The organism is Citreicoccus inhibens (assembly GCF_019039035.1).
GTDB lineage: Bacteria > Myxococcota > Myxococcia > Myxococcales > Myxococcaceae > Citreicoccus > Citreicoccus inhibens.
The window spans coordinates 1-17,746 of the sequence record NZ_JAHNZT010000007.1; the positions used below are offsets into that span (position 1 = coordinate 1).

The following is a 17,746-nucleotide window of genomic DNA, read 5'->3' on the forward strand; positions in this document are numbered from 1 at the left end:
CCACCGCCGGCCCAGGCGTCGCACGGCCCGCGGCAGGTCCAGGCGTCGCGCCCGCCACCGGCCCCGGAGCGGCGCCCACCGCAGGCCCTGGCGCGCGCCCCACTGCGGCACCAGGAACACCCCCCGGCGCCGCGCGCCCCGGAGTCGCGCCCGCCGCGGGCCCTGGTGCCGCGCGCCCCGCGGCAGGCCCCGGAGCAGCCCCCGCCGCGGGCCCTGGTGCCGCTCGTCCAGGCACGCCCCCGAGCGCCCCCGCCCGCCCCGCCCCGCCCGGGGTCACCAATCCCAGCGCGGCGGCACCCGCCCCGGCGGCGGCAGCGGGCCCAGGCGCCGAGGAGATCCCCGCGCTGCGCCAGCTCGCCACGGCGATGAAGCAGCAGAACCACTTCCAGCGGCTCGGGCTGTCCGAACAGACCGAAGCGGGCCCGGTGAAGCTGGCGTACTTCCGGCTCGCCAAGCAGTACCACCCGGACACCCTGCCGCAGGGCGCGCCGCCCGAGTTGGAGAAGCTCAAGGCCGAAATCTTCGCGTACATCGGCGACGCCTACCGGACCCTCACGGACGACAAGAGCCGCGCCAACTACCTCGAGGAGCTCAAGAGCGGCGGCGCCGGCAACGAGGTGGATGTGCAGTCCATCCTCATGGCCGAGGAGCTCTTCCAGAAGTCCTGCATCCTCGTAAAGGCCCGTAAGTTCCCCGAGGCCGTGAAGATGCTGGACGAGGCCATCAAGCTCAACGCCGAGGAGGCCGAGTTCTACGCGTGGCGTGGCTATGCCCGCTTCTTCACCGCGGCGGACAAGAAGGCCGCCCAGCCCGAGGCCTTCCGGGAAATCCAGAACGCCATCAAGCGCAATGAGCGGTGCGCCCCCGCCCACTACTTCCTGGGCGTCATCGCCAAGCTCTGCGGGGACGCCACGAGTGCCCTCAAGCACTTCAAGCGAACGGTCGAGCTGCAGCCCGACCACATCGACGCGATGCGGGAGATCCGCATGGCGACCCAAAAGAAGTAGGGTGCGCCCCCTTTCGCCGGAGCGAGCCCCCTTGCTCGCCCCGGCCCGAACCTCAAGGAGTCAGACGTGTCCCTTACCGGGAAGCAGCGGCGCCATCTGCGCGCCATCGGCCATCACCTGGAGCCGGTGGTCCTCGTTGGCCAGTCCGGCGTCACCGAGGGCGTCATCGCCGCCGTCGAGCAGGCGTTGAACGACCACGAGCTCATCAAGGTGAAGATCAACGAGGGCCCCGAGACGCGCCACGAGGCCGCCGCGCGCATCTCCGAGGGCACGCACTCGGAGCTGGCGCAGTTGCTGGGCCGCACCGCGCTCTTCTTCAAGAAGCGCGAGAAGAAGTCCAAGTTCGAGGACCTCTGAGCCCGCCGAGCCTCACCGTCGGCTCGGCATCAGGTCCGAGCTGAACGAGAACCCGGCGAGCAGGTAGGGCATCGCCTCGGCGCGGTTGGGGTGTTGGAGATACCAACCCGCGATGACCAGGAGCGTGGGCCGGTTGAACGACGAGTTCTCCCGGGTGTGGAACGAATAGGCCACGAGCGGGCCCACGCGCATGTGGCTGTTGCCCTTGAAGTTGGCGGGCAGGGAGGCGTCCTCGCCGTAGCGCGGCCACACCGCGCTGAAGCGCGCCCCCACCGTCCACGCCCCGCCCAGGTAGAGCAGGTCGGTGTCATTGGCGAGCACCCAGCCCTTGCCCGGCACCAGCGTGTCGAGCGTGGCGTCGTAGAAGGTGCCGCCCGCGCCGTCCCGCAGGTTGACGTTCCAATACTCGACGGCCAGCTTCGAGCGCAGCGCCACCGACTTCACCTTCGCCTGCACCGTGGGCTCGAAGAGCAGGTGGTGCCCGGAGGTGCTGTACGCGCCGTCGCGGGTGGCGTCGCGCACGTCATCCGAGAAGTCGTGGAAGGGTCCCGGATAGGACTGGAGGAAGCCCATCGTCCCGAAGAAGCGGACGTACTCGTAGCCGGCGCGCAGGTTGAGCACCGTCAGGGGTTGGAGCTCCAGCATCGGGCCCACCTTCACGTAGGCGGGGCTCGCCTTGAGGCTCGCGGCGGCGCTGGCGAAGGTGTCTCGAAACAGCAGCTCCGAGCTGTCGAACAGGCGGCGCTGATAGACGAGCCGGTTCTGTGTCTCCAAACCCAGCGGGTTGTAGCGAACCACCGTGAGGCTGGAGAGGAACAGCCGGGTCTGCGGCGGGAGCAACAGCGGCTCGGGCAACGGGCTCGCGGGCTCGGGGGCAGACGCCTGAGACTCGGCCGCGGAGGCCTGCGGCTCGGAGCCCGGCGCTTGAGGCTCGACCGCGCCCGCGACGCTCCCCCACGACAGCGACAACGCCAATAGACAAGACAACGAGCTCGGAACCTTCATGCAGGAGTCTCCCGGGACACGCAGCAACGGATGCACCGAGCGTACGATGAATCCCGGAGAGAAAACCCGAGCCCCCATGCAATCTCCGCCGAGCCGTTTCGACGCGCCAGGCCAAGCGCGTCAATGAACTCCACCGCGTGGCGCGGCCACATGACTGCGCCACGCGGGGAGTGCTCGACGAAGGGGCGGGCCTCAAGACAAACATCCCGCATCGCCTCAAGGCCCCCACCAAGACGCCGGGCCCCAAAGACTCATCACTCGCGTTATTGCCCGCGCAGAGCGAATCCCAGACACGCAAGCCGCGGAAGTGGCCGCTGCACCCTTGCCCTTGCTCCACGCGCCGCCGAGCCATCCGAGCTGGACGTCACCGGGATGCCGTACTCCAAGGGCTTGTCCAGGGTGAGCATCTTGTTCGTCGAGTCCACGGCCACGATGCGGAAGATTTGCTGCCGCACGTGCAGGTTGGACAACGCGAAGTCCGTGGGGAGCGCCTGCGGCTCCGCGGAGAACGCCATCGTATTGGCGGCGCGGACGTTGACGTCCTGCCCCACCGCACAAGGCCAGCGAAGGGAGCGCCAGCCAGAACACTCCGCCTCGGTGAAAGAACACGAGTTGGATTCACTGCAGGGCGGAGTCGCGCTAAGGCCCAAGGGCAACGAGAACCGGAGGAACCTTGAGACAGCTCACCTACTTCGTCGCCAGTTCGTTGGATGGATTCATCGCCTCGCCTCAGGGAGCGTTCGACTTCTTCTCCAGCGCCCCGGACTACTTCGACGCCATCGTGGCCGAGTATCCCGAGGCCCTGCCCGCCGGCTATCGCGCGTACCGAGGGCTGACGGGCCCAGGGAAGCACTTCGACACGGTGCTCGAAGGACGCCGCTCGTACCAGGTGGGCCTGGATGCCGGGGTCACCAATGCCTATCCCCATCTGGCGCACTATGTGTTCACCCGCTCGGGAGAGAAGAGCCCCGACCCCACGGTGACGTTCTCGAAGGATGCGCGGGCCACCGTGCGCGAGCTGAAGCAGCAGCCCGGCCGGGGCCTCTGGCTCGTGGGGGGAGGCGCGCTCGCCGCCGAGCTGCTTCCTGAAATCGACGTGTTCATCCTCAAGCTCAATCCCGTCATCGTGGGCTCGGGAATCCGGCTGGTGGACTCGGGCTTCGCGCCACACGCACTGAGCCTGAAGGAGACGCGCACGCTCCCCAGCGGGGTCGTCTTCCTCACCTACGTCCCGGCGGCCCCGCGACCGAGCTGACGCCTGCCCCCAGGCGCCGTGGATTCCCTGGCGCCCGAGTTCGGGCAGACTGGCCGGCACGGTGACTTCCTCGTCCACGGCCCGTCCCTCGCTGCATGCGCTCACGGGGCTGCGGTTCTTCGCGGCCCTCCACGTGGTGGCGTTCCACGTCGTCCCCCGCGAAGGCCTGCCGCGCTGGGCCAGCTCCCTGCTCGACGGCGGGCCCTCCAGCGTCACCCTGTTCTTCATCCTCTCGGGGTTCGTGCTGGCCTACAGCCACCTGGGCGCGGCGGACGCGGGCCGCGTGTCCCGCCGCGACTTCTGGGCCGCTCGCTTCGCGCGCATCTATCCGGTGTACCTCCTGGGGCTGGTGCTCGCCGCGCCGCCCTTCTTCCTCGCGGTGCTCCGGCAGGAAGGGGGCGCCTCGGCGCAGGCGCTGCAACGGCTCGCGAGCGTGAGCACCGCGGTCTTCACCCTGACCCAGGCCTGGGCGCCTTCGCTGGCGTGCCAGTGGAACTGCCCCGGCTGGTCCCTCTCCGTCGAGGCCTTCTTCTACGCCCTCTTCCCCCTGCTCGCGCTGCCCGTCGCCCGAGCCCGCTCGTTCGTGCTCGCCGCCATCGCGCTCGCCACGGTGCTCGTGGGCTTGCTCACCGCCGGCGCCGCGTGGGGCATGGAGGGCTGGCTCGCGGCGCATCCCGACAGCGTCCTCGGCGCCTCGGAGACGTGGCGGCACGTGGGCGCGTACCACCCCGTGCCTCGGCTCGCGCAGTTCCTCTTGGGCGTGGTGATGGGGCGGGCGTTCGCGCTGAGGCAGGCCCAAGGCCAGGCCCGCCCCGTGCCCGCGGGCCTCCCCTTCCTCGCCGTGGCCCTGGCCCTCGGAGTGATGCTGCCGCCCTGGACCGAGGCCACGCTCCCCTTGCGTGACGCGCTCCTCACGCCGCTGTTCGCGGGGCTCATCTGGGCGCTCGCGCGCGGCGCCGGTCCACTGGCCCGGTTCCTGGAGCACCCCGTGACGGTGCGGCTGGGCGAGGCCAGCTTCGCGCTCTACATCCTCCACATCCCGCTGGCCTATTACGCGCGCGTGGCGGACCGACTGGTGGGCCTGGGCATCGAGCGGGCCTCCCCCCCGCTCTTCTGCGGGCTGTCGGTGGCGGCCACCCTGCTCGTCTCGCGCGCGGTCTTCCTGAAGGTGGAGGAACCCGCCCGCCGCTGGCTCCGCGCCCGCCTCACGACACCCCAGCCGAGGGCCTCCGTGGCGCCTCGGACGGGCTGAGGCCACAAAGTGAATCCGGCGTGTCGATTTCTTCCGTACTCATTCGACGTCGCCTCGGAGCCTCACGCCAACCTCGGAGCCAGCCCATGACGCAGACCGCCGCCCCCGCCACGACGTCTCTCGACACCGCCGCGCCATCTCGAGGTCGCGCCCTGAACATCACCCTCTGGGTGCTCCAGGTCCTGTTCGCGGTGCTGTTCGTCTTCGCCGGGAGCGGAAAGCTGCGGACCACACCGGAGGTGGTGGAGAACTTCGACAAGATTGGCCTGGGGCAGTGGTTCCGCTACCTCACCGGCACGCTCGAAGTGGCGGGCGGCCTCGGGCTGCTCATCCCCCGCCTGTCCGGGTTGGCCGCGCTGGGGCTCGCGGGCGTCATGGTGGGCGCGGTGCTCACCCACCTGCTGGTGCTCCCGCCGGCCATCTTCGCCCTGGGCCCCGCGGTGTTCTGCATCCTGCTCGACTTCATCGCCTGGGGCCGCTGGCCTCAGACGAAGGCGCTGTTCTCCGGGCAGCGGCGCTGACCCCGGCCCGCGCTACGGGTGGATCTTCTCGTGGCGGGCCAGCATCTCGACCAACCGGGTGATGCGCCGCTGGCGCGTCTCCTCGTTCGTCGCGGTGTTCACGCGGTGCAGCACCGCGTACCGGTTCGCCGAGTCCAGCGTGGTGAAGAACTTCTCCGCGCGCGGATTGGCAGTGAGCGCGGCCTGAAGCTCCGGTGACACCACCGCCTTGCTCGACGAGGCGTAGGCCGCGGCCCACCGACCGTCCTTTCGAGCGCGCTCGACCTCGGCGAGCCCCGACGGCTTCATCTCTCCGGACGCGATGAGCGCCATCGCCTTGTCGCGGTTGATCTGCGACCACATGCTCTTCGGGCCCCGCGGCGTGAACCGCTGGAGCCACGCCGTCGCGTCGTGCGCGCGCTTCTGCCCGTCAATCCATCCCCAGCTCAGCGCCACCTGCAACGCCTGCGCATAGTCGATGGACACCAGCCCTGAGTCCTTCTTTCCCAGCTTCAGCCACACCCCCTTCGAGGCGGCATGGTGCGCGGCCAGCCAGCTGGACCAGTCCTCGGGCGTAGCGAAGGCGACGATGGGCAGCTCCGCCTTCGCCGCCGCACCCACCTGCGTCTTCGCCCCAGCGGACTTCTTCGGGACCCCCTTCTTCGTCGCGCGCGTCATGGCAGCTCTCACTCTCGTCGGCTCGGTTCGGGTCGCATCGCAGCACGTATTGCCCGGGTGCATCTTGGACGAACACGACACGTCGCGAACTCGGGACGCGGAATGCGTTGCGACATTCGAGGGATCCGCCTTAGTTAGTGCGCATGTGGTGCGCCGTAATTTCTCCCCATTTTCAATGCCTGATGGCGCCTGCCTCGGACCGCAGAGAGGCCGAGCAGGAAGCCGAACGTTCCCATCGGGTCCGCCCGGTGCTCGCACGTCGGTGCTCATGTTGCGACGAGATCTGAACCCCCAGGTATCCCGTCGGCGGTGACGCAGTCCCCGGTGTAATGGAACGCGAGGAAGCGCGTCTTTTACGCCGGTCCTGAAGCATCCCCCCCTTTTCCAGAACCCCATGCCCCACGAAAGCGCCCGCTTTCGCGTGGCCGCGTCATGAGTCCCGTCTCGTGGCGCGATTCGTGACGGCCGCAGGGAGGCTCGCGAAAGCGAGCGCACCTCCTCGCGAGTGCGCGCCGTCACGCAACAGGAGTGACACATGCTGTCGAAACACACGATGGTGGGAGCGGCCCTCGCGGTCCCCCTGGTGGTCGGAGGAATCGTCCTCGCGAGCAACGAAGGCACCGGGCAGGCCACCGCCACGGCCGCCAAGCCCCCGCCGCCCGAGGTCGTGGTGGCGGAAGTCGTGACGCGCTCGCTGGCGGAGAACGCCGAGTTCACCGGCGCGCTGGCCGCCGTGCAGAGCGTGGAGCTGCGCCCGCGCGTGGGCGGCTACATCGAGGCGGTCCGCTTCACGGAGGGCGGCCTCGTCAAGTCCGGACAGGTCCTCTTCGAGCTGGACTCGCGCGTCGCCGAGGCCGCCCTCGCGCGCGCCCAGGCGGATCTGCATCAGGCCGAGGAGGCTCGCACCCTGGCGGAGCGCCGCTTCGAGCGCGCCGAGCACCTGGTGGGCCAACAGGCCCTGGCCCAGGGTGACTTCGACGTCTTCGCCGCCGAGAAGGCCCAGAGCGGCGCGCGGGTGGAAGCGGCCAAGGCCGCCGTGCGCGCGGCTGAAATCGAGGTGCATGACACGCGGGTCCGCGCCCCCATCAGCGGCCGGGTGGGTCACGCCATCGTCACGCAGGGCAACCTGGTCAGCGGCGGCAGCGCCAACGCCACGCTGCTGACGACCATCGTCTCGGTGGATCCGCTCTACGTCTACTTCGACGTGGACGAGCCCACCTACCTGCGGTTCGCGGGCGCGGCGGGTCGCCGGGCCGATGGCCGCGTGGCCCCGGCGCCGGTGCGCGTGGCATTGACGGGCGAGGACGGCTTCCCCCACGAGGCCCGGCTCGACTTCCTGGACAACCGGGTGGACTCCAAGAACGGCACCGCGCGCGCCCGGGCCGTGCTGCCCAACCCGGACGGCAAGCTGACCGCGGGGCTCTTCGCCCGCGTGCGGCTGGAGACGACCTCCGCGCAGCCCACCCTGCTCATCCAGGAGCAGGCGGTGGGGACGGACCAGCAGGGCCGCTTCGTCTACGTGGTCCGCGCGGACCAGTCCGTGGAGCAGCGGCGCGTGGAGCTGGGCGCGACCGAAGGTGGCCTGCGCGTGGTGCGCAAGGGCCTGTCGCCGCGTGAGCGCATCATCCTGAAGGGCTTCGCCCGGCCGGGCATGACCGTGACGCCCAAGATGGTCGCCATGGCCGAGACGCCGAGCACCGAGGGACGTCAGCCATGAAGTTCGCCCACTTCTTCGTAGACCGGCCCATCTTCGCGGCCGTGTTGTCCGTGCTGCTGCTCATCGCCGGCGGCCTGTCCCTCACCCAGCTCCCCTTGAGCGAGTACCCCGCCGTCGCGCCGCCCACCGTGGTGGTGCGCGCGGCCTATCCCGGCGCCAACCCCGGCGTCATCTCCGAGACGGTGGCCGCGCCGCTGGAGCAGGAGATCAACGGCGTGGAGGGCATGCTCTACATGTCCTCCCAGGCCACGAGCGACGGCCGCGTCTCCGTGACGGTCACCTTCGCGCAGGGCGTGGACGCGGACCTCGCGCAGGTGCAGGTGCAGAACCGCGTGGCGCGCGCCCTGCCCCGCCTGCCCGCCGAAGTGCAGCGCATGGGGCTCATGACGGAGAAGACGAGCCCGGACATCCTCATGGTGGTCCACCTCGTCTCGCCGGACGGGAAGCTGGAGCCGCTCTACCTCTCCAACTACGCGGTGCTCCAGGTGCGTGACGTCCTCCAGCGCATCCCGGGCGTGGGCAGCGTGGCGGTGTGGGGCGCCGGCGAGTACAGCATGCGCGTCTGGTTGGATCCGCAGAAGCTCGCCGCGCGCAAGCTCACGGCCAACGACGTGGTCAACGCCATCCGCGAGCAGAACGTGCAGGTGGCCGCCGGCGTGCTGGGCCAGCAGCCGGACGCGGCCGCCCCCTTCCAGGTGACGGTCACCACCCAGGGCCGCCTCACGGACGAGGAGCAGTTCCGCGACATCGTGGTGCGCGTGGGCGCGGACGGTCAGGTGACGCACGTGCGCGACGTGGCCCGCGTGGAGCTGGGCGCCAGCACCTACGCGCTGCGCAGCCAGTTGGACGGCAAGCCCGCGGTGGCCATCGGCATCCTCCAGGCGTCGGGCTCCAACGCGCTCGAGGTCTCCGCGGCGGTGCGCGCGAAGATCGCCGAGCTGAGCCAGTTCTTCCCCCCCGGCATGGAGTACAGCATCGCGTACGACCCGACCCTCTTCGTGCGCGCGTCCATCAAGAACGTGGTGGGCACGCTCTTGGAGGCGGTGTTCCTGGTGGTGTTGGTGGTGGTGCTCTTCCTCCAGACGTGGCGCGCCTCCATCATCCCGCTGGCGGCGGTGCCCGTGTCGCTGGTGGGCACGGCGGCGGCGATGCACATGCTGGGCTTCTCGCTCAACACGCTGTCGCTCTTCGGGTTGGTGCTCTCCATCGGCATCGTGGTGGATGACGCCATCGTGGTGGTGGAGAACGTCGAGCGGCACATCGAGCTGGGAGCCACTCCGAAGGAGGCCGCGCGCCGCGCCATGACGGAAGTGACGGGGCCCATCATCGCCATCACCTCCGTGCTGACGGCCGTGTTCGTCCCCACCGCGTTCCTGGGCGGACTCACCGGCCAGTTCTACCGGCAGTTCGCGCTGACCATCGCCATCTCCACCCTGCTGTCCGCCTTCAACTCGCTCACGCTCAGCCCCGCGCTGGCCGGCGTGCTCTTGCGCGGCCACCACGACAAGAAGGACGTCCTCACGCGGATCATCGCCTGGGCGTTCGGGGGCTGGCTGTTCCGGCCGTTCAACCGCTTCTTCGAGAAGGCCTCGGCCGGCTACGTGGGCACGGTGCGCAAGTTGGTGCGCATCAGCGCGCTCGTGCTCGCCGTCTACGGTGGACTGCTCGTGCTCACGTGGGTGGGCTTCAACCGCGTGCCCACGGGCTTCGTGCCCATGCAGGACAAGTACTACCTGGTGGGCATCGCGCAGCTGCCTCCCGCGGCCTCGCTCGACCGGACGGACGCCGTGGTGAAGAAGATGTCCGAGATTGCCCTGGCGGAGAAGGGCGTGGCCCACGTGGTGGCCTTCTCCGGCATGTCCATCAACGGCTTCGTCAGCGCCTCCAACTCGGCCGTCGTCTTCACGGTGCTGGACCCCTTCGAGCAGCGCACCACGAAGGACCTCACCGCGTCCGCCATCGCGCACCGGCTACAGGCCAAGTTCGCCACCATCCAGGACGGGTTCGCGGGCATGTTCGAGCCGCCTCCTGTGCCCGGCATGGGTGACCGCGCCGGCTTCAAGCTCCAACTGGAGGACCGCGCCGGCCTGGGTCCGGATGCGCTCTACGCCGCGAGCCAGTCGCTGGTGCAGGCCGCTTCCGCGCAGCCGGAGCTGATGGGGTTGATGTCCAGCTTCGAGGTCAACGTGCCCCAGTTCCGACTGGACGTGGACCGCGTGAAGGCCAAGACGCTGGGCGTGCCGCTGTCGGAGGTCTTCGACTCGCTGCAAATCCAGCTGGGCTCGCTCTACGTGAACGACTTCAACCGCTTCGGTCGCACGTATCAGGTGAACGTCCAGGCGGACGCCCCGTTCCGCATGCAGCCGGAGGACATCGGCCGGCTCCAGGTGCGCAACGTCCAGAGCGAGATGGTCCCGCTCGCCTCGCTGGTGAAGGTGGTGCCCTCCTTCGGTCCGGACCAGGTGCCGCGCTACAACGGCTACCCTTCGGCGGACCTCATCGGCATGGCCCGCCCGGGCGTCAGCTCGGGACAGGCGGTGGCGGCCATGGAGCGCATCGCGGCGCAGACGCTGCCCGCGGGCGTGGGCTTCGAGTGGACGGACCTCACGTTCCAGGAGAAGCGCGCGGGCAAAGAGGGGCTCTTCGTCTTCCCGCTCGCCATCCTGCTGGCCTTCCTCATCCTCGCGGCCCAGTACAACAGCTGGTCGCTGCCGCTGGCGGTGCTCCTGACCGTGCCGCTCGCGCTGCTCAGCGCGCTGGTGGGCGTGTGGCTGGTGGGAGGAGACAACAACATCTTCACCCAGATTGGCCTGGTGGTGCTGGTGGGCCTCGCGGCGAAGAACGCCATCCTCATCGTCGAGTTCGCTCGCGCCCAGGAGGATGAAGGCGTGGACGTGGTTCAAGCGGCGCTGGAGGCGTGCCGCCTGCGACTGCGGCCCATCCTGATGACGTCCATCGCGTTCATCATGGGCGTGGTGCCGCTGGCCCGAGCCACGGGCGCCGGCGCGGAGATGCGGCAGGCCATGGGCGTGGCGGTGCTCGCCGGAATGCTGGGCGTGACGCTGTTCGGCCTCGTGCTGACGCCCATCTTCTACATCGTCATCCGCAAGCTCTCGGCGAGCCGGCCCGAGGAGCGGACCGAGGCGCTCGTGCCGCCGGCGGTGCCCCAGGCCGAAGGTCACTGAGCATTCCCACCGGACGACACGCCCACCGCCCCGCGGGGCATGGGGGTGTCGTCCGGTGATGCATTTCCCCTGGGCAACACTCGACTCGAGGGCAGATTGTGCCTTCCCCGCGCGTGGCCGAGATTGCCCCCGCCAGTGAATCGCGGGGACGGTCACATGCGGACGATGATGGCTCGCACGGCGTGGCGCGCGCTCGCGGCGCTGCACCTCTTGCTCGCGGCGGGAGCGGTGCTCCACCTCCGACCCTTCCCGCCGGGCTCGCTCGCGGAGGGGCTGCTTCAGGCCCACGCGCAATGGAGCGGCGTCAGCGCGCGCTACGGCCTCTTCTCCCCGACGGTCCGCCCCACGGTGCGCGTCTCCTTCGACGTGGGGCTGGAGCCGGGGCGCCGCGTGCGAGACGACCTCCCCTTCGCCAGCGACGTGGTGAACCAGCGCGTGCACTCGCCTCGGAGCACGGTCGCGCTGAGCGACGTGCAGGCGGACCTGGCGCGGGACTGGGCCACGGTGATGTTCAGTCGCCACCCGGACGCGCGCAGCGTCAGCGTGATGGTGGATGAGCTGTACCTGCCCGCGATGGAGGACTACCGCGTGGGCAGCCGGCCCATGTGGGCGGTGGTCTACCGCGCCGAGATGCCGCGCCGTGACCCGCAGCCCCGCGCGGACGCGCCATGACGGCCGCCCTCGACTCGCGAGGACTGGGCCGCAGGCTGGCCGCGTTTGTTTCGGAGCCCGTGGCGCCCCACCCCCTCGCGGTGTTCCGCATCGGCGTGGCGCTGGTGTTGCTCGCGCAGGGGTGGCAGCAGGCGGACACGCTCATGTCCCTCTTCGGAGACTCGGGCCTCTTGCCGTGGAATCTCTCCGAGCCGCTCGCCTCACCGTGGGTGCCTCGGCTGGGTTTCATCGCGCACGCGCTACAGGCGGTGGGCGTCTCGCCCAGCCAGTGCGTCACCGGGGTGCTCGTCGTCTACGGCGTGGCGCTGGTGGGGCTGTTGCTCGGCTGGCGCACGCGGGCCAGCGCCGCGGTGGCCTGGCTCGTCCACGCGGTGCTGCTCAACAGCGGGGCCTTGTTCGAGCATGGGCTGGAGGTCTTCGCCCCGCTCAGCCTGTTCTATTGCGCGCTCATGCCCGTGGGCGCCGCGCTGTCCCTGGACAAGGTGGCGGGCCGCGCGTCCAGCGCGCCCTCGGCGGAGGCGGCGCTGTCGCTGCGCGTGCTCCAGCTCCACCTGTGCCTCGTGTACCTGTCCACCGGCGTGGAGAAGGCCCTGGCCCCGTCGTGGCAGGACGGCACCGCGCTGTGGGAGGCGTGGATGCAGCCCCCGTTCGCGCGGTTCGACCTGGCGTGGCTCGCCTTCCATCCGGGGCTCGTGAAGGCCGCCACGTGGGCCGTGCTCGGCGTCGAGCTGGGCTATGCGCCGTGCGTGTGGTGGAAGGCGACGCGCGCGCCCTGGGTGGTGCTCACGCTGGGCATGCATCTGGCCACGGGACTGGTGCTGGGCCTGTGGCTACCCAGCCTCCTTTTGTCCGTGCTCACCTTCGCGGCGTTCGGCTTCCTGCCCTTCACGCAGGCCCTCTCGGCCCGTGTGCAGACGCGAGCGATGGCCGCCGCGCTCCAGCGCGCGCCCTAGCCGTTCCAGACCTGACGCTGCCCCGTGTCCGAGGAGCGCTGGATGGCGTCCAGCAAGCGGTAGCGGCCCACCGCGTCCGTGAAATCTGGCGCGGTGCGCGTGCCCTCCGCGAGGTCGCGCGCGAAGCCCGCGTACACGTGCGCCATGCGATGCGCCTCGGGGTCCAACCCACCCAGCGGCAGCCAGGAGTAGCGCTCCGGGACGGGCAACGGCGCGAGCGGCTGGCCATCCCCGCGCGCCGCGAGCAGCTGGTAGTCCTCCGTCACGACGAGGTCCCCCTCGGTGCCGGTGAGCATCCACAGGATGGCGCCGCCGTTGCGCTTGCCCGCCTCGAAGTGCGCGGACAGCACCGCGCCGTCGCGCAGCGTGCCACTGAGCAGCACCTGGTCGGGCGTGCTCACCGGGAGCACCTCGCCGGTCTCGATGAGGGTCGTGTGGTCGAACTGGCGCGCGACCACCGCGGAGAACTCACGAAGCTCGCCCACGGCGTGGAGCACCATGTCCAGGTAGTGCGCCGTGAAGATGGTCAGCGCGCTGGCGCCGTTGGCCACGTCCGCGGTGTAGGCCACGTTGGCGGCGCGCCGCGCACCCAGGGGCGGCATGGCCGCGTTCAATGTCACCGAGCGCAGCTTGCCCAGGTACCCCTCCGCCACGAGGTCCCTCAGGTAGCGCACGCTCGGCGCCAACCGCCGCTGCAACCCAATGGCATGACGAACGCCGGCCTTCTCGGCCAGGGCATGCAGCTCGGTGGTCTGCGAAAGCGACGCGCCCAGCGGCCACTCGCAGAAGACGTGCTTGCCCGCGTGGATGGCCGCGCGCACCCACCGGTCATGCTCCGGCGTCTTCACCGAGACCACCACCAGGTCCACGTCTGGATGCGTGACGAGCGCCTCCGCGCCCTCGAACGCGTGCGGCACCCCGAAGCGCCGCGCCGTCTCCTCCGCGCTCGCCTTGCGCGTCGTGCTCACCGCGGTGAGCGCGTACTGCGGCAACACCTGGAGCGCTGGCAGGTGCGCGTACGTCGCCCACCCTCCGCTCGAACTGGCGCCAATGACTCCCACCCGGATCCGGCCCTGCGTGCGTGTCCCGCTCATGTGCCCTCCCGACATGCGCTCCCCGAGCCCTGGCCCGAAACGGAGGCGCCCTCCAGATATGGAGGCCACCTCCGGATTTCAAGCCAAAGTCGAGAACGACGACGCGGGGCCCCGGGGGCGTCAGGGGTGGGGCGCAGCGGCCAGTTCGGACTGCACGCCGTTGCGGAACGCGTAGCTGGCGGCCTGGTAGTACGCGATGGTCTCGTCCAGCAGCGCGTCATCCGAGCCGCGCGGGGTGAGCGCGTTCGTCTTGGCGTCGTAGTGGAACTGCGTCTCCTGGCGCACGGGCTTGAGCACCGCGAAGCCGCCGCGCTCCAGCAGCGCGAGCTTCTGGTAGGTGCCCATCAAGGCGCCCGCCACGGACGGGTCGATGCGGCGCACGTCCCGTCCGAAGAAGCGGCTCTGGTAGCTCCAGTTGAGGAGCCCCAGCAGCGTGGGCGCGTAGTCCACCTGGCTCGTCAGCGTGGTGACGTGGCCGGGGGCCACCTGGCCGCCGGGCGCATAAATCATCAGCGGGATGGCGTAGCGCTGGATGGGCAGCTCGGTGCTGCCGGCCGAGCTGGCGCAGTGGTCCGCGACGATGACGAACACGGTGTTCTTGAACCACGGCCGGGTGGACGCCTCGCGCAGGAACTTGCCCACCGCGTAGTCGGTGTACTTCACCGCGCCGGCGCGGCCAGACGCCTTGGGCGGCAGGTCGATGCGGCCCTCGGGATAGGCGTACGGCCGGTGGTTCGACGTGGTCATCACGAAGTGGAAGAACGGCTTCTTCGCGGCGTCCGCGGCGTCCGCCTCGCGCAGCACCCACCGGAAGAGGTCCTCGTCGCAGGCCCCCCACGCGGTGGAGAACGTGACGTCTTCCTTCGCCACGGCGGTGCGGTCCACCACGCGGTAGCCGTTCTCGCCGAAGAAGTAGTTCATGTTGTCGAAGTAGCCGTAGCCTCCGTAGACGAAGGCCGTGTCGTAGCCCCGCGTGCGGAAGACGCTGCCCAGCGTGAAGAGGCGCTCGTTGCCCGGGCGCTTCAGGATGGAGCGGCCCGGCGTGGGCGGCAGCGCCAGCGTGAGCGCCTCCATGCCCCGGTCGGTGCGGTTGCCCGTGGCGTAGAAGCGGTCGAAGACGAGGCTCTGCTGCGCGATGCGATCCAACTCCGGCGTCAGCTTGGAGCTCGGGTTGTAGGCGCCCACGAACTCGGCGCTGAGGCTCTCCACGGTGATTTGGATGACATTGGGCCGCAGCTCGGTGCCCTCGTTGCGCACCTCGTGCAGCGCATCCCGCGAGGTCGACGCTGCCATGGACACCGTGGGGTCCTCGGCCAGCTCCGAGTGCAGCCGGCGGAAGGCATCATCCACGGGCAGCGTCAGGTAGAACTGGTCGTACTCCAGCTCGTTGTTGCGGAAGGCGGAGAAGATGGCCCACACGCCGTTCTTCGCCAGCTCGCGGTTGTAGTTGTTGGCGAAGCTGGGGAGCAGGTTCGAGTCCAACCCCAGGCCCACCACCCCCGCCACCGCCAGCCACACGCCGCCCGCGCGCAGCCGGTCTCTCCAGGGCTCCGCCGGCCCCGCCAGCCACGCGCCCACGGCCCCGGAGCGGGCCACGGCCAGGGTGCCCAGCGCCGCCAGCACCGCGAGCCCCGCCAGCGCCGTGGGGATGGGATAGGACTCGCGGATGTTGGCGATGACCTCGTTCGTGTAGACGAGGTAGTCCACCGCGATGAAGTTGAAGCGCACGCCGAACTCGTCCCAGAAGAGCCACTCCGCCGCCGCGATGAACAGCAGCGCGAAGAGCGAGACGAACACGCCCCCGTGCGCGAGCACCCGCGCCGCCCTCCCCTGAACCAGCCCCTTGGGCAGCAGCGTGGACACCACCACGCCGGGCAGCGCGAACAGCACGCCCGCGCCCACGTCGAACAGCAGGCCCCAGAGGAGCGCCGCGAGCAGGCTCGAATCCAGCGACACCTGCCGCGCCGACTTCACCCACAACGCGACGCGCGTGAGCTGCGCCACGACGACGAACAGCAGGACGAACAGCGCGGCATAACCATGGCGCCGGGCAAGGAGTCGGCGGGCGAGCAGGGTGGGCTTCATCATGGGCGGAACCTGGAGGAGACAAGGCGCCTGGGAAACGGCGACCTCACCGTAGTGCAAACCACAACACCGCGCGGAGGGCCAGCGGCCCCTGTGGGTCCCCTCCTCGCGCGGAGCGCCCCCGCCCCCTCAGGGCGCGCGGATGTCGCGCCACCCGCTCAGGGCGCGCGGATGTCGCGCCACCAGGGCGTGAGCCCCTCGACGCGGCTCGGCTCGATGACCTCGCCCAGTCGGGGGGTGAGCAGCCGCGCCCCTTGCGCCTCGGCCAGCCGGACGAGCGTCTCCGCCGGCTCATCCCAGGCATGCAGCGCGAGGTCGAACGTGCCCCAGTGCACCGGCAGCAGCGCACCGCCGCCCAGCATGGCGTGGGCCTTCAGCGCGTTCTCCGGGCCCAGGTGGATGGTGCCCCAGCGCGGGTGGAACGCGCCGACCTCCAGCATCACCAGGTCGAACGGCCCGTGCTTGCGACCAATCTCCTCGAACTCCGGGGTCAGCCCGGTGTCACCGCTGAAGAAGACGCGGCGGCGCGCGGAGGTCAGCACCCATGACGCCCAGAGGGTCTGGTTCCGGCGCCCCACCCCGCGCCCGGAGAAGTGCTGCGCGGGCGTCGCGGTGAAGCGCACCGGCCCCACCGTGGCCTCCTCGCCCCAATCCAACTCGGTGATGCGCTCGGGCGCCACGCCGAACGCCTCCAGGTGCGCGCCCACGCCCAGCGCGGTGATGAACGGCACGCCCATCGCCGCCAGCGCGTGGATGGTGGAGCGGCACAGGTGGTCATAGTGGTCGTGCGACACCAGCACCGCGTCCAGCGGCGGCAGCGACGCGAGGGACGCGGGCGCGGCGTGGAAGCGCTTGGGCCCCACGAAGGACATGGGCGAGGCCCGCTCGCCCCACACTGGATCCGTGAGGATGCGCGCCCCATCCAACTCCAGCAGCAGCGTGCTGTGCCCCAGCCACGTCACGCGGAAGCCCGTCTCCACCGGACGCGTCCACGCCGCGCGCGGATCCAACACCGGCAGCGGGCCCGGGGGCGTGCGCTGCGCGTCGCCGAAGAAGAACTCCCCCACCAGCGGCAACGGGTTGCCCTGGAGCACCGAGATCTCGGGCGCGGTGTTGCGAAACCGCCCCTCGGCGAACTGGCGAGAGGCCTTCACCCGCTCCAGCCGCGCACCCTGCACACGACCACTCCGAGAAGAACGCATCCCGGCTATCTAATGGGCCCCCCGCTCCGGGGAAAGGCCGCTGCGCCCGGCGAGCCGTCCGGCCAGTCGGGCGCCAACGCGAACGCCCCGCGAGGGACCGCTCCCGAACCCAGGAGACGGCCCGCGCGGGGCGCGTGGGGAAGCGAAGCGGCGGGGCTCAGTAGCCCACGTAGCCGCCGCCCGTGCGCATCGACTTGATGCCCGGCACGTTCGAGACCGAGCCGTAGCGCGCGATGGAGTAGCGGACGCCCGCGATGATGTTGTCCACCGGGTTGCGGATGTTGTTGTGGCCCGGCAGCTTGTACGAGTCGAACGTCGGCTGGATGGTCTGCATCAGGCCGATGGAGGGCGTGCCCTTCTGCGCGTTCGAGTCCCAGTTGTTCTGCGCGTTCGGGTTGCCGCTCGACTCGTGCTGGATGATGGCCGCGATGTCCTGCGGGTTCATCTTGTCCGCCGGGACGCCCGCGGCGCTGAGGACCTGCATGGCCTCCTTGATCCAATCGCCCACCTGCCCCTTCGGGACGTCGCCCACCGGCGCACCGGCCTGGGCGCCCTGCGTGCCCTTCGTCCCGCCCGGACCCTTGCCGCCCTTCAGGCCCTGGTTGCCACCCACAAACTCATCCTTGCTGCCAGGGATGTTGAGCTTCTTGCCCGCGTAGATGAGGTCCGCGTTCTTGATCTGCGGATTGGCCTTCATCAGCGCGGCCACGCTCGTATGGTTCCGCTTCGCAATTCCGCTCAGCGTGTCCCCAGACTTGATGCGGTAGTTGCTCATAAGAAGGTT

General features: G+C 70.2%; 16 protein-coding genes. 9 read left to right on the forward strand and 7 right to left on the reverse strand.

Features of this window, described 5'->3' with window-relative positions:
* Nucleotides 1–365: 365 nt before the first annotated feature.
* Nucleotides 366–1,007, forward strand: a complete 642-nt coding sequence (locus tag KRR26_RS36740; protein ID WP_236068519.1) for a DnaJ domain-containing protein — start codon at nt 366–368, stop codon at nt 1,005–1,007.
* Nucleotides 1,008–1,073: 66 nt separating this feature from the next.
* On the forward strand, nt 1,074–1,364 hold the full coding sequence (gene yhbY, locus KRR26_RS11550) for a ribosome assembly RNA-binding protein YhbY (protein ID WP_120209695.1): 291 nt from the start codon (nt 1,074–1,076) through the stop codon (nt 1,362–1,364).
* 12 nt (nt 1,365–1,376) lie between these two features.
* Here yhbY and KRR26_RS11555 read toward each other — a convergent pair whose 3' ends face one another.
* Both KRR26_RS11555 and KRR26_RS11560 read right to left on the reverse strand, forming a co-directional pair.
* On the reverse strand, nt 1,377–2,369 hold the full coding sequence (locus KRR26_RS11555; protein ID WP_217079827.1) for a hypothetical protein: 993 nt from the start codon (nt 2,367–2,369) through the stop codon (nt 1,377–1,379).
* Nucleotides 2,370–2,632: 263 nt separating this feature from the next.
* A complete protein-coding gene (locus KRR26_RS11560; protein ID WP_147423064.1) occupies nt 2,633–2,920 on the reverse strand; it encodes a hypothetical protein in 288 nt (95 codons plus the stop codon).
* A gap of 122 nt (nt 2,921–3,042) precedes the next feature.
* Between KRR26_RS11560 and KRR26_RS11565 the strand changes: the two genes are divergently transcribed.
* The 3 genes from KRR26_RS11565 to KRR26_RS11575 all read left to right on the forward strand — a co-directional run bounded on the left by KRR26_RS11565 (nt 3,043) and on the right by KRR26_RS11575 (nt 5,397).
* Entirely contained in the window at nt 3,043–3,624 is a 582-nt protein-coding gene (locus KRR26_RS11565) for a dihydrofolate reductase family protein (RefSeq protein ID WP_120209692.1), read from the forward strand.
* Between the two features lie 61 nt (nt 3,625–3,685).
* Nucleotides 3,686–4,876, forward strand: a complete 1,191-nt coding sequence (locus tag KRR26_RS11570) for an acyltransferase family protein (protein WP_217079828.1) — start codon at nt 3,686–3,688, stop codon at nt 4,874–4,876.
* Nucleotides 4,877–4,962: 86 nt separating this feature from the next.
* Nucleotides 4,963–5,397, forward strand: a complete 435-nt coding sequence (locus tag KRR26_RS11575; protein WP_120209690.1) for a DoxX family protein — start codon at nt 4,963–4,965, stop codon at nt 5,395–5,397.
* Nucleotides 5,398–5,409: 12 nt separating this feature from the next.
* Here the strand turns inward: KRR26_RS11575 and KRR26_RS11580 are convergent, their stop codons facing one another.
* Nucleotides 5,410–6,054 (reverse strand): YdeI/OmpD-associated family protein, encoded by a 645-nt coding sequence (locus KRR26_RS11580; RefSeq protein ID WP_120209689.1) that lies wholly within the window; start codon nt 6,052–6,054, stop codon nt 5,410–5,412.
* Between the two features lie 535 nt (nt 6,055–6,589).
* On the opposite strand from KRR26_RS11580, the gene KRR26_RS11585 reads away from it, so the two are divergent.
* The 4 genes from KRR26_RS11585 to KRR26_RS11600 all read left to right on the forward strand — a co-directional run bounded on the left by KRR26_RS11585 (nt 6,590) and on the right by KRR26_RS11600 (nt 12,581).
* Nucleotides 6,590–7,771: an efflux RND transporter periplasmic adaptor subunit gene (locus KRR26_RS11585; protein ID WP_120209688.1), complete on the forward strand. Its 1,182-nt coding sequence runs from the start codon at nt 6,590–6,592 to the stop codon at nt 7,769–7,771.
* The gene (locus tag KRR26_RS11590) at nt 7,768–10,956 is read left to right on the forward strand and encodes an efflux RND transporter permease subunit (RefSeq protein ID WP_217079829.1); all 3,189 of its coding nucleotides are present in this window, start codon (nt 7,768–7,770) and stop codon (nt 10,954–10,956) included. The genes KRR26_RS11585 and KRR26_RS11590 overlap by 4 nt, the downstream gene beginning before the upstream one ends.
* A gap of 156 nt (nt 10,957–11,112) precedes the next feature.
* On the forward strand, nt 11,113–11,628 hold the full coding sequence (locus KRR26_RS11595; protein WP_147423063.1) for a hypothetical protein: 516 nt from the start codon (nt 11,113–11,115) through the stop codon (nt 11,626–11,628).
* A complete protein-coding gene (locus KRR26_RS11600; RefSeq protein ID WP_217079830.1) occupies nt 11,625–12,581 on the forward strand; it encodes an HTTM domain-containing protein in 957 nt (318 codons plus the stop codon). The genes KRR26_RS11595 and KRR26_RS11600 overlap by 4 nt, the downstream gene beginning before the upstream one ends.
* On the opposite strand, the gene KRR26_RS11605 is transcribed toward KRR26_RS11600, so the two are convergent.
* From KRR26_RS11605 to KRR26_RS11620, 4 genes are all read right to left on the reverse strand, one after another.
* A complete protein-coding gene (locus KRR26_RS11605; RefSeq protein ID WP_120209684.1) occupies nt 12,578–13,675 on the reverse strand; it encodes a Gfo/Idh/MocA family protein in 1,098 nt (365 codons plus the stop codon). The genes KRR26_RS11600 and KRR26_RS11605 overlap by 4 nt on opposite strands.
* Nucleotides 13,676–13,795: 120 nt before the next feature.
* Nucleotides 13,796–15,763 carry an LTA synthase family protein gene (locus KRR26_RS11610; RefSeq protein ID WP_217079831.1) on the reverse strand — a complete coding sequence of 656 codons (1,968 nt, stop codon included), beginning with the start codon at nt 15,761–15,763 and terminating at the stop codon, nt 13,796–13,798.
* Nucleotides 15,764–15,918: 155 nt separating this feature from the next.
* The gene (locus KRR26_RS11615) at nt 15,919–16,962 is read right to left on the reverse strand and encodes an MBL fold metallo-hydrolase (protein WP_217079832.1); all 1,044 of its coding nucleotides are present in this window, start codon (nt 16,960–16,962) and stop codon (nt 15,919–15,921) included.
* A gap of 157 nt (nt 16,963–17,119) precedes the next feature.
* Entirely contained in the window at nt 17,120–17,737 is a 618-nt protein-coding gene (locus KRR26_RS11620; protein ID WP_120209681.1) for a LysM peptidoglycan-binding domain-containing protein, read from the reverse strand.
* Nucleotides 17,738–17,746 lie beyond the last annotated feature (9 nt).